The sequence below is a fragment of the Vreelandella sp. GE22 genome, from assembly GCF_968212445.1.
This window is the reverse complement of the sequence record NZ_OZ309110.1, coordinates 1,859,754-1,874,126: the sequence shown is the minus strand read 5'-3', so window position 1 is coordinate 1,874,126 and position 14,373 is coordinate 1,859,754. Positions and strand designations below refer to the sequence as shown.

11 protein-coding genes are annotated in these 14,373 nt (G+C 58.9%); 3 read left to right on the top strand and 8 right to left on the bottom strand.

What is annotated here, in order from left to right:
• Window positions 1-557 precede the first annotated feature (557 nt).
• The 8 genes from ACWHRL_RS08930 to ACWHRL_RS08895 form a co-directional block, all read right to left on the bottom strand.
• Window positions 558-932: a histone-like nucleoid-structuring protein, MvaT/MvaU family gene (locus ACWHRL_RS08930; protein WP_447896090.1), complete on the bottom strand. Its 375-nt coding sequence runs from the start codon at window positions 930-932 to the stop codon at window positions 558-560.
• A gap of 275 nt (window positions 933-1,207) precedes the next feature.
• Window positions 1,208-2,896: a 30S ribosomal protein S1 gene (gene rpsA, locus ACWHRL_RS08925; protein ID WP_447896089.1), complete on the bottom strand. Its 1,689-nt coding sequence runs from the start codon at window positions 2,894-2,896 to the stop codon at window positions 1,208-1,210.
• 194 nt (window positions 2,897-3,090) lie between these two features.
• A complete protein-coding gene (gene cmk, locus ACWHRL_RS08920) occupies window positions 3,091-3,777 on the bottom strand; it encodes a (d)CMP kinase (protein ID WP_447896088.1) in 687 nt (228 codons plus the stop codon).
• Window positions 3,774-6,065, bottom strand: a complete 2,292-nt coding sequence (locus ACWHRL_RS08915; protein ID WP_447896087.1) for a bifunctional prephenate dehydrogenase/3-phosphoshikimate 1-carboxyvinyltransferase — start codon at window positions 6,063-6,065, stop codon at window positions 3,774-3,776. Before ACWHRL_RS08915 ends, cmk begins: the two co-directional genes overlap by 4 nt.
• Window positions 6,062-7,153 (bottom strand): prephenate dehydratase, encoded by a 1,092-nt coding sequence (gene pheA / locus ACWHRL_RS08910; RefSeq protein WP_447896086.1) that lies wholly within the window; start codon window positions 7,151-7,153, stop codon window positions 6,062-6,064. Before pheA ends, ACWHRL_RS08915 begins: the two co-directional genes overlap by 4 nt.
• Window positions 7,154-7,158: 5 nt before the next feature.
• Window positions 7,159-8,262: a 3-phosphoserine/phosphohydroxythreonine transaminase gene (gene serC / locus ACWHRL_RS08905; protein WP_447896085.1), complete on the bottom strand. Its 1,104-nt coding sequence runs from the start codon at window positions 8,260-8,262 to the stop codon at window positions 7,159-7,161.
• Entirely contained in the window at window positions 8,246-10,960 is a 2,715-nt protein-coding gene (gyrA, locus tag ACWHRL_RS08900) for a DNA gyrase subunit A (protein WP_447896084.1), read from the bottom strand. Before gyrA ends, serC begins: the two co-directional genes overlap by 17 nt.
• A gap of 188 nt (window positions 10,961-11,148) precedes the next feature.
• Entirely contained in the window at window positions 11,149-11,580 is a 432-nt protein-coding gene (locus ACWHRL_RS08895; RefSeq protein WP_447528789.1) for an acyl-CoA thioesterase, read from the bottom strand.
• A 179-nt stretch (window positions 11,581-11,759) separates the two neighbouring features.
• Here ACWHRL_RS08895 and ACWHRL_RS08890 point away from each other — a divergent pair, with 179 nt between their 5' ends.
• The 3 genes from ACWHRL_RS08890 (at window position 11,760) to ACWHRL_RS08880 (ending at window position 14,353) form a co-directional block, all read left to right on the top strand.
• Window positions 11,760-12,698: a recombination-associated protein RdgC gene (locus tag ACWHRL_RS08890; protein ID WP_447896083.1), complete on the top strand. Its 939-nt coding sequence runs from the start codon at window positions 11,760-11,762 to the stop codon at window positions 12,696-12,698.
• Window positions 12,699-12,763: 65 nt separating this feature from the next.
• A complete protein-coding gene (locus ACWHRL_RS08885) occupies window positions 12,764-13,945 on the top strand; it encodes a 1-acyl-sn-glycerol-3-phosphate acyltransferase (protein ID WP_447896082.1) in 1,182 nt (393 codons plus the stop codon).
• Window positions 13,946-14,071: 126 nt separating this feature from the next.
• Window positions 14,072-14,353 carry a hypothetical protein gene (locus tag ACWHRL_RS08880; RefSeq protein WP_447896081.1) on the top strand — a complete coding sequence of 94 codons (282 nt, stop codon included), beginning with the start codon at window positions 14,072-14,074 and terminating at the stop codon, window positions 14,351-14,353.
• Window positions 14,354-14,373: the final 20 nt, after the last annotated feature.

Genomic DNA, 14,373 nt, shown 5'->3' with positions numbered 1-14,373 from the left:
GAGCGTTACTACATCTTATAATGGTGGCACTGGCCGTCTTTTTAAATGGTAAGAATAGAGCTACTTAATGAATCACACAGGGTGAGGACGCAGCTACCTTGTCCAGGCTTTCACTGGGTTAAAGAGGCTGCCCACAGGGCCCAAGAGCGTTCATCTTTTGCGTGTTAGCGCACAACGACTATAGCGCATAAAAAACGAGCCGTGGCTGTCACGTTCACACTCATCTGATACTGAATGAAGCGCACGAATGTCAAACCATACGGCAAAGTCAGAACACTTCAAAGAAACGCGGGTTCGAAGCACCAACGGCCGTTCACAAATGCTTATCAATGCGCTCAGAACGTGGCAGGTAGCCCAAACCTCTTTCAAGCATAGCAGAGGTGTCTGTGCTTACGAGCAGGCGCTGGAATGAATTCACCTGTCTACTGCTGTGGGTCTTTACGAGAAACGATTCCTGGCGCGTCTTCGCTGGAAGGGCTTTCAGAGAACCCGTGGGCATCCAATGCTTAACTCGAACAAAAAAGCCGGTGCCCTAAAAAGGCACCGGCTTTTCTTAATTAGCTGTCTTGCGGCTGGAGCCAGGATTCGACGGTCTCATCGCCGTACTCGTCTTTCCAGGCACGGAGCCCTTTATGGTTTCCACCACGCGTTTCAATAACATCGCCGGTGTTCGGGTTCTTGTACACTTTAAGACGACGCTTGCGACGATTGGTCGGGGCCGCCGCTTTCTGGGAAGAGCGTTGGTCACTTGATGGTTCCAGTAAAGCAACGACATCTGCCGGGCGCTTATTGAACTCATTCATCAATGCTTCGAGCTTTGATTTAAACTCGAGCTCGCTCTTAAGGCGCTGATCACCTTCCAAACGCTGTAGATCTTCCTGCAGCTGCTTTAGCTGCTGCTCTTTCTGCATGTATTCATTTAGGAGTGACATAGGGGGTTCCTTGAAACTGTGACTGAACAAGTAAAAGGTTAAATTATAATAACCATGAATTACTTGCCCCGAGGCGTCGACATTATTGCTTTAATTGCTCTAATTGACAATAGTCTAGTTGATTTTAAGCTAAATACTAATCGTTTTTTTAAATCAAACCAGTTTAAAAGTTTAAACCTGGAAACCGGCAAACTAATTTATTGAGGCAGACGCGGTATTACAGGTAAAAAAAACGCCGCCCGAAGGCGGCGTTTCTTGAATGAACGCTAGAACGATTAGTCCTGGCCGCCCATCTGCTGCTTGATCAGATCGCCGATAGTGGTTGCACCACCGCCGCCTGTTTCAGAAGAGTCCTGATCGCGCAGTTTCTTCATGTTTTGACGTGTATCGTCCTGGTCTTTCGCTTTGATTGACAGATTGATCTGACGGCTCTTGCGATCGACATTAACGATGCGCGCTTCAACGCTGTCGCCTTCGTTTAGCACGTTACGCGCGTCTTCGACGCGGTCAGCGCTAATTTCAGACGCTTTCAAGATAGCGATAACGTCGGTAGCGAGTTCTACGTGCGCTTCCTTCGCGTCAACTTCGACGACGCGACCCGTTACCATGCTGCCTTTATCATTGACCGAGAGGTACTCAGCAACCGGATCGGAATCCATTTGCTTGATACCCAGCGAGATACGCTCACGCTCGGGGTCGATAGACAGGATGACGGCTTCGGCTTCGTCGCCTTTCTTGAAGTTGCGAACCGCTTCTTCGCCGGTCTCGGTCCAGGAGATATCGGACAGGTGTACAAGACCGTCGATACCGCCTTCAAGGCCGATGAAGATACCGAAGTCGGTGATCGACTTGATGGTACCGGAAACACGGTCGCCCTTGTTGTACTCAGCGTTGAAGGTTTCCCACGGGTTAGCGGTGCACTGCTTGATACCCAAGGAAATACGACGACGCTCTTCGTCGATATCCAACACCATGACGTCGACATCGTCGCCCACTTGCACGACTTTGGACGGATGGATGTTTTTGTTGGTCCAATCCATTTCGGAAACGTGGACCAGACCTTCGACGCCCTCTTCAAGCTCTGCAAAGCAGCCGTAGTCGGTCAGATTAGTGACGACAGCGTGTACTTTGGTGCCTTCCGGGTAACGGCCCTTGATGTTGACCCAGGGATCTTCGCCCAGCTGCTTAAGACCCAGCGATACGCGGTTGCGCTCACGGTCGAACTTAAGAACCTTGACGTTGATCTCGTCGCCCACGGCAACGATTTCGGACGGATGCTTGATGCGCTTCCAGGCCATATCGGTGATGTGCAGCAGGCCGTCAACGCCACCCAGGTCAACGAAGGCGCCGTAATCGGTCAGGTTCTTGACGATACCCTTGATTTGCTGGCCTTCCTGCAGCGTAGCGAGCAGTGCTTCACGCTCGGCGCTGTTTTCGGCTTCAAGCACGGCGCGACGCGAAACAACGACGTTGTTGCGTTTCGGGTCGAGCTTGATGACTTTGAAATCGAGTTCTTTGTTTTCCAGGTGCGCGGTATCGCGAACCGGACGAACATCGACCAGTGAACCCGGCAAGAAGGCACGGATAGAGTCAACGTCGACTGTAAAGCCGCCTTTAACTTTACCGTTGATCACGCCCTTGATGATTTCGTCTTTCTCGAAGGCTGCTTCAAGAATCTTCCAGGCTTCTGCACGCTTGGCTTTTTCACGAGACAGACGTGTTTCACCGAAGCCATCTTCTACGGCTTCCAGTGCAACGTGAACGTCATCACCGATCGCGATGTTGAGTTCGCCGTTTTCATCGCGGAACTGCGCCGCGGGGATTTGGCCTTCAGACTTCAGACCAGCGTTAACGGTAACCCAGTCACCGTCGATGTCGACAACCTGGGCCGCGACGATGGCGCCCGGCTCCATGTTGATGTCGTTAAGAGACTGTTCAAACAGTTCAGCAAAGCTTTCGCTCATGGTTTTCCTACGTGATCAACGTTGTTGAGGCGTAATGCCTTCTCCGTACCACCAGCGAGTACGGGCCTAATGTAACTCAGCTTTCAGGGGTGTTAACGCTGGTTAGACCTGACCGGGCTCTCTGATATGAACGATCATATGAATTGCCGCCCTGCCATGTCGTGACACCTTCCCAAAAACGCCGCAAGGGAGAGTCAGTTATCGCCTGCAAGCCCTTTCTGAACGAGCAAGCGAGCTAGCTGATCAACCACTTCCGGTATACTCAGGCGTGTGGTATCAAGCGTAATGGCATCATCTGCCGGCTTGAGAGGAGCCACACTGCGCTGCGTGTCGCGTGCATCGCGTGCCTGAATCTCCTTTAAAAGACTCGAAAGACTAGCATCCACGCCGGCTTCCTGCAACTGCTGATGCCGTCGACGAGCACGCTCCTCGGCGCTGGCGGTTAGAAACACCTTTAAAGGCGCATCGGGAAATACCACCGTTCCCATGTCCCGCCCATCGGCCACCAGGCCCGGCGCTTTGCAAAAGTCACGCTGGCGCTCTAAAAGCCCTTGGCGCACGCCGGGAAGCGAGGCCACCCGTGAAGCCCGCTCGCCGGCCTGCTCGGTGCGAATGGTGAGCGTGACGTCCTCGCCTTCCAACAGTGTACGCGGGGCACCGTCTGTCACGGGAAAGGCGACATCGAGTTCCGCTGCCAGGCGCTTGAGGGCGGCTTCATCGTCTAGCGCCACGTCGTGTTTGACCGCCGCTTGAGCGGTGAGCCGGTAAAGCGCGCCGCTGTCCAATAGATGCCAGCCAAGGCGTTCGGCGATTAGACTGCTGATCGTGCCCTTGCCGGCCCCGCCGGGGCCGTCGATGGTCAATACCGGGATCGATATCATGGCTCGCGTACCTCCTCGGCGCTCATGCCGATGCGCTCCAAAAGCGTCAAGAAGCCCGGAAACGACGTGGCCACGTTGGCGCAGTCGTTAATGACGATTTCGCTCGAGGCTCGCAGACCCGCCACGGCAAACGCCATGGCAATACGGTGGTCACCCAGGCTGTCGACCGTACCGCCGGCGTAGTTCGGCGATGCGTCCGCTGACAACTGGCCGCCAACGATATCGATACCGTCTTCTACCACGGTGTGCTCGACGCCCAGAATGGCAAGGCCGTCGGCCATGGCCTGGAGTCGGTCGGACTCCTTGACGCGAAGCTCCTCGGCGCCGCGCAACCGGGTCGTACCCCTGGCATTGGCCGCGGCGATAAACAGCGCCGGGAACTCGTCGATGGCGAGCGGCACCTGGTCGACCGGAATATCGACACCCTCGAGCGGGGCGAAACGAATGCGAATATCGGCGACCGGCTCGCCGCCTACTTCGCGCTCGTTTTCAAACGCGAGATTCGCGCCCATCAGCGTCAGGATATTGATGACCCCCATACGGGTCGGGTTCATGCCCACGTGCTCGAGGGTAATGTCCGAGTTTGGGGTAATCGCCGCAGCGACTAAAAAGAACGTGGCCGACGAGATATCCGAGGGCACGTCGATGGGCCCAGCGGTGAGTTTGTGTCCGCCTTCCAGCCAGCAAGTATCGCCTTCACGGTGTACCGGATAGCCAAAGCCGTTGAGCATGCGCTCGGTGTGATCGCGGGTCGGCGCGGGTTCGCGCACCCGGGTTTCGCCTTCACTGTAAAGCCCCGCCAACAGCAAACACGATTTGACCTGGGCACTGGCCATGGGCATATCGTAATGAATGCCCTGCAGTTTGGCGCCACCGCGGATGACCAGCGGCGGGCGCCCGCCCTCGGCGGTTTCAACCGCCGCGCCCATCAGGCGCAGCGGCTCTGCCACGCGGCCCATGGGGCGTTTGGTCAGCGACTCGTCCCCGGTGAGCTCGCTATCGAACTGCTGGCCCGCCAAAAGCCCGGCAAATAGCCGCATGGCGGTACCCGAATTGCCCACGTAAATCGGCCCGGCCGGTGCCTTGAGCCCGTGAAGCCCCACGCCGTGAATCGTCACGCGCCCCTGGTGCGGGCCTTCGATGGCCACGCCCATTTCGCGAAACGCCTGCAGCGTGGCCAGGCTGTCCTCACCTTCCAAAAAGCCCTTTACCTCGGTCACGCCCTCGGCCAGCGCCCCCAGCATGATCGAGCGGTGGGACATGGACTTGTCGCCGGGCACCCGCAGCCGGCCCTGGGCCTGGCCACCGGGTTTTACACGGTAGGTAACATTTGCGTGAGACTGCATATGGTATTCCGCCTGATAACTGGTTTTACTAAGTAGGGTGCCAAAGTAGTGCCGCGCGTGGCTGGCCCGGTCGAAGGTGGCAATGAGCGCGTCGCTATCGCCCTGCTCGATCGAGCGGCGAAGACTCGCCAGGCCCGCCTCGAAATCATCGAGGGAGGCCAGCACCGCTTCGCGATTGGCGATGAAGATATCGCGCCACATGACCGGGTCGCTGCCGGCGATGCGGGTAAAGTCGCGAAAGCCACCGGCGGCGTAGCGGAAAATTTCCATCCGCTCGTCCTGACGGGCCAGCGTATCCACCAGGGAAAATGCCAGCAGGTGCGGCAGGTGGCTGGTACGCGCCAGCACCTGGTCGTGGCGCTCGACACTCATTTCGAGCACCTCGGCGCCGCAGGTCTGCCAAAGTGCAGCGACTCTGGAAAGCGCTACGGGGTCGGCGTTGGGTGCCGGCGTCAGGATGACCTTATGATCGATAAAAAGCGCCGGATTGGCCGCCGCCACGCCGCTTTTCTCGGACCCGGCGATGGGGTGGCCGAGCACCACGTTAGCAGGCAGTTCGCCAAAAACCCGCACCACGCAGTCGCGAATCGTGCCCTTGGTACTGCCGACATCGGTGATCACTACGTCGGGGGATGCGCTGGACAAGCCCTCCTTGAGCGTCGCCAGTACCGTCTCCATGGCCAGCACCGGCACCGCCAGCACGATCATCGAGACGTTATCCAGCAGCGTTTCGAGATGGCGACCGCCGCCGTCGATCAGCCCCATCTCGATGCCCAGCGCGATCTCGCTATCACTGGGGTCGCAGGCCAGAATCTTGCCATCAAAACCCTGCTGCCTAAGCGCAGCCGCAAGCGAGCCGCCCATTAAGCCAAGCCCGACGATCAATAACCGCGGCTCTCGAAAGCCCCCCTGGCTTTTCAAAGAGGATTGCCGATCGATCACATTACGCCCTGGGGGTAGGAGCCCAAAACACGCAGTTCAAGCGCGCGCTGTTTGACTTCCTCGAGCACAGAGGCAACGCCGGGTTCGTCGCAGTGGCCTCTGAAATCGATAAAGAAGACGTAGTTCCACGCCCCGGTACGCGAGGGGCGTGTTTCGATACGGGTAAGGTCGATACCGTGACGATGAAAGGGTTCGAGCAGGTCGTGAAGCGCGCCGGGCTGGTTGCGCATGGCCACGACCACCGAGGTTTTATCCTCGCCGCAGCTGGGCACGCCTTCGCTGCCGATGATCAAAAACCGTGTCGAGTTGTCCGGCCGGTCCTCGATTTTTTCCGCGATATGCGTAAGCCCATAAAGCTTGGCCGCCATATCGCCGGCAATCGCGGCGCTGTGCCACTCGGTCTTGACCAGCTTCGCCGCTTCGGCGTTGGAGGCGACCGGCACCCGCTCGGCGTGAGGAAAGTGAGCGTCGAGCCACTTGCGGCACTGCCCAAAGGATTGCGGATGGGAGTAAATACGCGTGACCTTATCGCGACGGGTATTCTCGCTGACCAGCAGGTGGTGGTGAATACGCAGAACGACCTCGCCGCAGATCTTGATCGAGGAGTCGATAAAGGTATCGAGGGTGTGATTCACCACCCCTTCGGTGGAGTTCTCCACCGGCACCACGCCATAGTTCACCGCGCCCGCTTCTACCTCACGAAAAACTTCATCGATGGCGGCCATGGGCAGACTGACGGCGCTGTCGCCAAAGTGCTTGAGCGCTGCCTGCTGGGTGAAGGTGCCTTCCGGGCCCAGGTAGGCGACCTTGATGGGCTTCTCCAGCGCCAGACACGCCGACATGATCTCTCTGAAAAGCCGCGCCATCTCTTCATCATCGAGCGGGCCTTCATTGAGCGACATGATGCGGCGCAGTACCTGGGCCTCACGCTCGGGCCGATAAAACACCGCGTTCTCTTCATCCACCAGCTTGACCTTGGCCACCTGCTGGGCGCAATGAGCACGCTCGCTGATTAAACGCACGATGTCCTCATCGAGCTGGTCGATGCGTTGGCGCAGCTCGTCCAAATTGATCGGCGTATCTGACATGAATCCTAGCCCTTTCGTTGTTCGAAATCGTGCATGAACGCAATGAGCGCGTCCACGGCGGCTTCCGGCACGGCGTTGTAGAGACTTGCGCGCATGCCGCCCACGCTGCGGTGGCCTTTCAGGTTCAATAGCCCGGCCGCTTCGGCCTCACGCAGAAACACCCCATCGAGGGCGGCGTCGGCCAGCACGAACGGCACGTTCATGCGCGAACGATTGCGCTTGGCGATCGGGTTGGAGTAGAAGTCGCTTTCGTCGATGGCGCGGTAAAGCTTGTCGGCTTTACGCTGATTGAGCGCATCCATCGCCTCGAGCCCACCTACCTCGTCTTTAAGCCACTCGAAGACAAGCCCCGAGAGGTACCAGGCGTAGGTCGGCGGCGTATTGACCATGGATTCCGCTTCGGCGAGCTTTTGGTAATCAAACAGCGAGGGGGTGGCGGCTTGGGCGCGACCCAGCAGGTCGTCGCGCACGATCACCAGCGTCAAACCCGCCGGGCCGATATTCTTTTGGGCGCCGGCGTAAATGACACCGAAGTCGCTGACGTCGATCGGCCCGGAAAGAATGCTCGAGGACATATCGCAAACGAGCGGCACATCCGCACCATCCTGTCGTTTGAGCGCAGGGGTGTAATCGAATTCGAGCCCGCCGATGGTTTCGTTGGCCGTGTAGTGCAGGTAGGCGGCATCAGCACTCAAAGCAAGGCTCTCGAGCGTAGGCACCTCCAGGTGCCCATTCGCTTCGCTGCTACCCGCCACATGGCAATCAAAGCCCAGCTGTTTGGCTTCCGATAGCGCCTTATTCCCCCAGATACCGGTCTGGATAAAATTAGCACTGCCGCCCCGACCCAACAGGTTCATGGGCAGCATGGCGAACTGCAGGCTTGCGCCACCCTGTAAAAACAGCACCCGGTAGTTATCCGGAATGCCTAAAAGCCCCCGTAGATCCGCCTCGGCCTTATGCGCAATGGCAACGAACTCATCGCTTCGATGACTCATCTCCATCACCGAAAGCCCGCGCCCTTGATAATCGAGTATTTCTTGCTGGGCGCGCTCTAAAACGGCGGTGGGCAGGGCCGCCGGCCCTGCGCAGAAGTTATAGTGACGTGTCATCGTGCCCGCTTTCCTCCTCGCCGCTATTGATCGCCTCCGCCGGCGCTTCGCCCTCTTCGCTTGGCTCTTCGAGCGGCAGCTCAGCGGGCTCGTCGACGCGCACGGTTTTGACCAGCTTCTCCTCTTTACCCAGACGAATCAACATGACGCCCTGGGTGTTACGCGAGGTGGTCGAGACCTCTTCGACGCGGGTGCGCACCAGCGTGCCGCGGTCGGTGATCAGCATCATTTCATCGCAGTCGTAGATCTGCATGGCGGCCACCAACGCGCCGTTACGCTCGCTGGTCTGCATGGCGATCACGCCCTGGCCGCCGCGTCCGCGCAGCGGAAACTCTTCAAGGCGCGTACGCTTGCCGTAGCCTTTTTCACTGGCGGTGAGAATGTAGATCTGCCCTTCCGCCTGAGGTACGACCTGGACCGCCGCCTCTTCACCGGTTTCGCTTTCGCTATCGGTTTCCGAGTCGATCTGCTGGCTCTTGGGAATGATCAGGCTGATCACTTCCGCGTCGCCTAGCAGGCGCATGCCGCGAACGCCGCGGGCGGTACGGCCCATGGCGCGCACGTTACCTTCTTCGAAACGAATCGCTTTGCCGTTGGACGAGAGCAGCATCGCGTGATCGCTACCGGAGGTAATCGCCGCGCCGACGAGCCGGTCGTCCTCTTCCAGGTCGATCGCAATCAGGCCGACACTGCGCGGGCGCGAGAACTGCTCGAGGCTAGTGCGTTTGACCGTGCCCTTGGCGGTGGCGAACAGGATGTAGTTGTCCGGGTTGTAATCGCGCACCGGCAAAATCGCGTTGATCGCTTCGCCTTCGTCGAGCGGCAGCATGTTGACCAACGGTTTGCCCCGCGAGCCCCGGCTGGCGTTGGGCATCTCGTACACCTTGAGCCAGTACACCTTGCCGCGGTTGGAGAACAGCAGCACGGTGTCGTGGGTCGAGGCGACCAGCAGGTGCTCGATGACGTCTTCGTCCTTCATCGAGGTAGCGGACTTGCCGCGACCACCGCGGCGCTGGGCCTGATAGTCGGAAAGCGGCTGGGTCTTGGCGTAGCCCGAGCGCGACACGGTCACCACCATGTCCTCTTCGGCGATCAGATCTTCCATGGAAAGATCGAGATGGCTTGCCTGAATCTCGGTGCGGCGGTCGTCGCCGAACTGGTCGCGAACCGCATGAAGCTCTTCGCGAATGACTTCCATCAGACGCTCCGCCGAGGCGAGAATCTCGGTCAGCTCCGCAATGCGTTGCAGAATCGAGAGGTACTCGTCGAGCAATTTCTCGGTTTCGAGACCGGTCAAGCGGTGCAGACGAAGTTCCAGAATGGCTTGGGCCTGGGCCGGCGAGAGACGGTATTCGGTGGCCGTGGTGTTAAGACCAAAGCCTTCGTCGAGGTCTTCCGGCTTGCAGGAGTTGGCACCGGCACGCTCGAGCATCGCGGTGACCTGGCCGGGCTGCCACACTTGTTCGAGGAGTTTCTCTTTCGCCTCGGCGGCGTTGGGTGAGGCCTTGATCAGCTCGATGACTTCGTCGATGTTCGAGATGGCAACCGTCAGGCCTTCGAGGATATGGCCGCGTTCCCGCGCCTTTTTGAGCTCGAACAGCGTGCGCCGGGTAACGACCTCGCGCCGGTGGCGAATGAACGCCTCCAGCATCTCTTTCAGATTCAGCGTGCGCGGCTGGCCATTTTCCAGCGCCACCATGTTGATACCGAACACGTTTTGAAGCTGGGTCTGGGCGAAGAGATTGTTAACCACCACCTCACCGGACTCGCCGCGTTTGATCTCGATGACCACGCGCAGGCCGTCCTTGTCGGACTCGTCGCGAAGCTCTGCAATACCTTCGATGCGCTTCTCTTTGACGAGCTCGGCGATTTTCTCGATCAACCGCGCCTTGTTCACCTGGTAGGGAAGCTCGGTGATGATGATGTGATCGCGCCCGGTCTTGTCGTGGTGCTCGATGGTGTGCGCCGCGCGCACGTAAATACGCCCACGGCCGGTGCGGTAGGCGTCCAGAATGCCCGCGCGGCCATTGATGATCCCCGCGGTCGGGAAATCCGGCCCCGGGATGTACTGCATTAGATCATCGATGGTCAGCGTGTAGTCGTCGATCAGTGCCAGGCAGCCGTCGATCACTTCGCGCATGTTGTGCGGCGGAATGTTGGTCGCCATGCCCACGGCGATACCCGACGAGCCGTTGATCAACAGATTCGGTACGCGGGTGGGCAGCACCTCGGGAATCCGCTCGGTGCCGTCGTAGTTATCGACCCAATCGACGGTATCTTTTTCCAGATCCGCCAGCAGTTCGTGGGCCAGGCGCGCCATACGCACCTCGGTGTAACGCATGGCAGCGGCATTGTCGCCGTCGATCGAACCAAAGTTACCCTGGCCATCCACCAGCACGTGGCGCATGGAGAAGTGCTGGGCCATACGAACGATGGTGTCGTAGACCGCGCTGTCGCCGTGGGGATGGTACTTACCGATGACATCGCCGACGACACGCGCCGACTTCTTGTACGGTTTGTTCCAGTCATTGCTCAGTTCGTGCATGGCGAAGAGCACGCGGCGATGTACCGGCTTCAGCCCGTCGCGCACATCGGGAAGCGCGCGGCCGATAATGACGCTCATCGCGTAGTCGAGGTACGACTGCTTTAGCTCGTCTTCAATATTGACGGGCAAGATTTCTCTGGCGATGTCACCCATGAAAGTCAGATCCTTTGCACTGCATTGGCACTGCGAGAGTTGAAAGCGCTTTAATACCGCCGTGTTAGAGAATCAACAGACGGGCGCACATACCCCCCCATCATACCACCGCATAAGCACCAAGGGCAGTCAGAGAGCGCGTAAAGGGTAGACTCATCGACGCGCCGGGACTATTCGCGAATAAAAGGTCAAGCGAAGGCTTCTTTATCGACCCGAAGCCGGTCGAGCACCTGGTACACATCGCCTTCGATGGCGCTTGCCTTGTTCGATTTTATATCCAGCAGCACGAAAGTAAGATCCGCTTGGGCGACGACTTTGCCGTCGGCGCGTTGGATGCGGTGGTGACAGCGTGCACTGCGCTCGCCCACCTCGGTAATGCCGGTGAGCACGGACAGGTCGTCGTTTTGCACCGCCGCGTTTTTGTAATCGATATTGAGATTGACCACCACAAAAGCGCGCCCGGCCTCGTGCAGCTCACGAATCAGGTCCTTGTGATCGTCGAAAAACGCCCAGCGCCCTTCCTCCATGAACTCCAGATAGCGGGCATTATTGACGTGGCCGTAGCCATCCAGGTGGTAGCCGCGTACGCGAAGATCGACACGGGTAATCGAAGACGACATAAAAAATCCTTATTGAATTAAAGAACGTTTGAAAAGCGCCAGCGAACAAACATGGGTTTTAAACGCACATTTAAATACCGACCATTTAACGTAGGCAATAAAGGCGCTTTAGCGCAAGAGGCTGGCAGGACGGGCAGCGTTTCGCCATAATGTGCCCCCTTTTGGATAGGATTGGTGATATGTGGTTTAAGCACCTGCACTTGTATCGTCTACACGGCGAGTTCGAGCTCGATGCCAGCGCGCTTCAGAGCGCACTCGAGCCCCACGCCGCCAGGCCTTTGGGCGGCGCCGATGCCCGCAGGCTTGGGTGGACAGCGCCGGCAGGCCGCTTGGGCAGTGGTCAACTGCTCCACGAGATCCAGGGCCACCGCCTGCTGAGCGCGCTGCGCCAGGAACGCCTGCTTCCGGCCTCCGTGGTCAAGGAAGAGCTCGACGAGAAAGTCGCCGATATCGAGGCCGCCGAGGCGCGCAAGGTGACCCGCAAGGAGAAAACCACGCTCAAGGAGCAGATCACCGAGGAGCTGATGCCGCGTGCCTTCGTGCGCAGCCAAAAGGTCGATCTTTGGTGGGATACCAGGCGCAACATGATCGGTATCAACGCAAGCTCGCGCACCCGCTGCGAGGAGATTCTCGATCTTCTACGCGAAACGCTAGGCACGCTGAAGGTGACCCCGGTCAACTCGCAAACCCTGCCGATTCGCGCCATGACGACCTGGCTTGGCGACGCCGCGAGCCGCCCGGCGGATATGCAGCTAGGCGATCAGGTCGAGCTCAAGGCCAAAGGCGACGACGGCGTCCTGCGCGCCCGCCAGGTGGATCTCGACAGCGACGAAATTCAAAACCTGCTGGAGAGCGGCCGCCAGGCAAGCAAACTTGCCATCGGCCTCGAAGGTCGGTTACACCTGGTGCTACATGACGACTTGGCGCTCAAGTCGCTGCGCTTTGGCGATGCGCTGATCGAGGAAGCGGATCACGCCGACGACGGCGACGACGCGCTTGCCCGGCTTGAAACCGACTTCATCCTGATGGCGCAGTCGCTTTCAGAAGATATCGCCCGGCTACTCGAATGGCTAGGCGGCGAGGCCCAAAAAGAGCCCGCCACGACCGACCAGGCCTGACGCGCGTCGTTGGGTTAGAATAACGATTTCACCCTCGATTTGGCTCACTCTTACAAACGGATCGCATGACTGACCAACATCACGCTCTCAACGACGCCTCGTCCGATGATCCCTGGGCCGATATTCGCCCTTACATGGATCACGAGGTGAAAGACGTGCTCACGCGGCTGAGTCGCGACAGCGAGCTACTCGATGCGTTAACCCGGTTCAAGCTGCCCCGTCTTGCCAAGTGGGCGCCGGCGCTTGCGCGCATGATCGCCGGGCGCACGGTGCGCCGCGAGGTCGAAAACGTTGCCTCGGTTCGCGATTTTCAAATGCGTATCGCCGGTTACATGGAGCGCATGATACGCACCACGACCGACGCCTTCGAGGTTACCGGGCTCGAGAAGCTCGACGCGAATAGTGCTTATCTCTTCATCGGTAATCACCGCGATATCTCGCTGGACCCGGCCTTCGTCAACTACGCGCTTTACGCGGCCGGACGCAACACCGTGCGCATCGCCATTGGCGACAACCTGCTCAAAAAGCCCTACGTCACCGACCTGATGCGGCTCAATAAAAGCTTTATCGTGCCGCGCAGTGCCCGGGGCAAGCGGGCGATGCTGGCCGCTTACCAGAAGCTTTCGGGCTATATTCGCCACTCGATCACCGGCGACAACCACTCCATCTGGATGGCCCAGCGCGAAGGACGGGCCAAAAACGGCATCGATCGCACCGACCCCGCCATCATCAAGATGTTGACCATGGCGAGTCGTGGCGATCCGGGCGATTTCGTTTTCGGCGAAGCGATCGCCGAGCTCAAGCTCGTGCCAGTGTCGATCAGCTACGAGTACGACCCCTGCGATATGCAAAAGGCCCGGGAACTGCATGACGTCGCCACCCTTGGTAGCTACGCGAAAAGCGAGTTCGAGGATATCCGCTCGATCGTGGCGGGTATTACCGGTACCAAGGGCCGCGTGCAACTGCGCTTTGGCCAGCCCCTGGACGCGGACATGGCGACCCCGGATGAAGTCGCCGCCGAGATCGACCGCCAGGTGATCGGCGGCTACCGGCTATTTCCCAGCCACTACCTGGCCCTGGAAGCGCTCGGTGAGGCGCCGGAGCTGGTGGCACGCAAGGCCATTACACGGGAAGACCGGGCGCGCTTTGCAGAGCGCTTGGCCGCTGTGCCCGAAGAGCTGCGCCCTTATTGGCTCAACCAGTACGCCAACCCGGTAAAACACAAGGCCGGCCGGCTACGCCTTTAAAAACGCCGGCGCGGCCACGCCTTACCCGCGCACGGCTCATGCCGAGCCAGTCAAAAAGTGCTAAGGTCAAGGCATTCACTGTTTGGTTCAGGCTTGGCTTTTAGTCCAAGTCTCAAGGAGCGCACCATGTCGGCATCCGAAATTCAAAAAACACGCGTAATCAACGAGCTACGTGGTTTTATCCGCAAGCTTCTTCAAGACCCGGATATCCTGCTGCAGTCGCTCGCCGTTGCTCGCCGGGAGCTTGCCGAAGGCTCCAGCTCCGCGGCGATGGCGCGCATCGCCAACGAAGTATCCGGCACGACCAGCGTACACATCCCCGAAGACCCCGCCGAGCACTCCGAGGCGGACAAACTCTTTTTAGAGCTTTTGCGGGAAGTCGTGCAGGAGGAGCAGGCGCTCTACTAGCGCCGGTCTTGCGCTGACAC

Bases quoted from the DNA above. Each gene is read 5' to 3' on its own strand.
- ACWHRL_RS08930 (WP_447896090.1), bottom strand. From the start codon at position 932: ATGTCACTCCTAAATGAATACATGCAGAAAGAGCAGCAGCTAAAGCAG.
- rpsA (WP_447896089.1), bottom strand. From the start codon at position 2,896: ATGAGCGAAAGCTTTGCTGAACTGTTTGAACAGTCTCTTAACGACATC.
- cmk (WP_447896088.1), bottom strand. From the start codon at position 3,777: ATGATATCGATCCCGGTATTGACCATCGACGGCCCCGGCGGGGCCGGC.
- pheA (WP_447896086.1), bottom strand. From the start codon at position 7,153: ATGTCAGATACGCCGATCAATTTGGACGAGCTGCGCCAACGCATCGAC.
- serC (WP_447896085.1), bottom strand. From the start codon at position 8,262: ATGACACGTCACTATAACTTCTGCGCAGGGCCGGCGGCCCTGCCCACC.
- gyrA (WP_447896084.1), bottom strand. From the start codon at position 10,960: ATGGGTGACATCGCCAGAGAAATCTTGCCCGTCAATATTGAAGACGAG.
- ACWHRL_RS08895 (WP_447528789.1), bottom strand. From the start codon at position 11,580: ATGTCGTCTTCGATTACCCGTGTCGATCTTCGCGTACGCGGCTACCAC.
- ACWHRL_RS08890 (WP_447896083.1), top strand. From the start codon at position 11,760: ATGTGGTTTAAGCACCTGCACTTGTATCGTCTACACGGCGAGTTCGAG.
- ACWHRL_RS08885 (WP_447896082.1), top strand. From the start codon at position 12,764: ATGACTGACCAACATCACGCTCTCAACGACGCCTCGTCCGATGATCCC.
- ACWHRL_RS08880 (WP_447896081.1), top strand. From the start codon at position 14,072: ATGTCGGCATCCGAAATTCAAAAAACACGCGTAATCAACGAGCTACGT.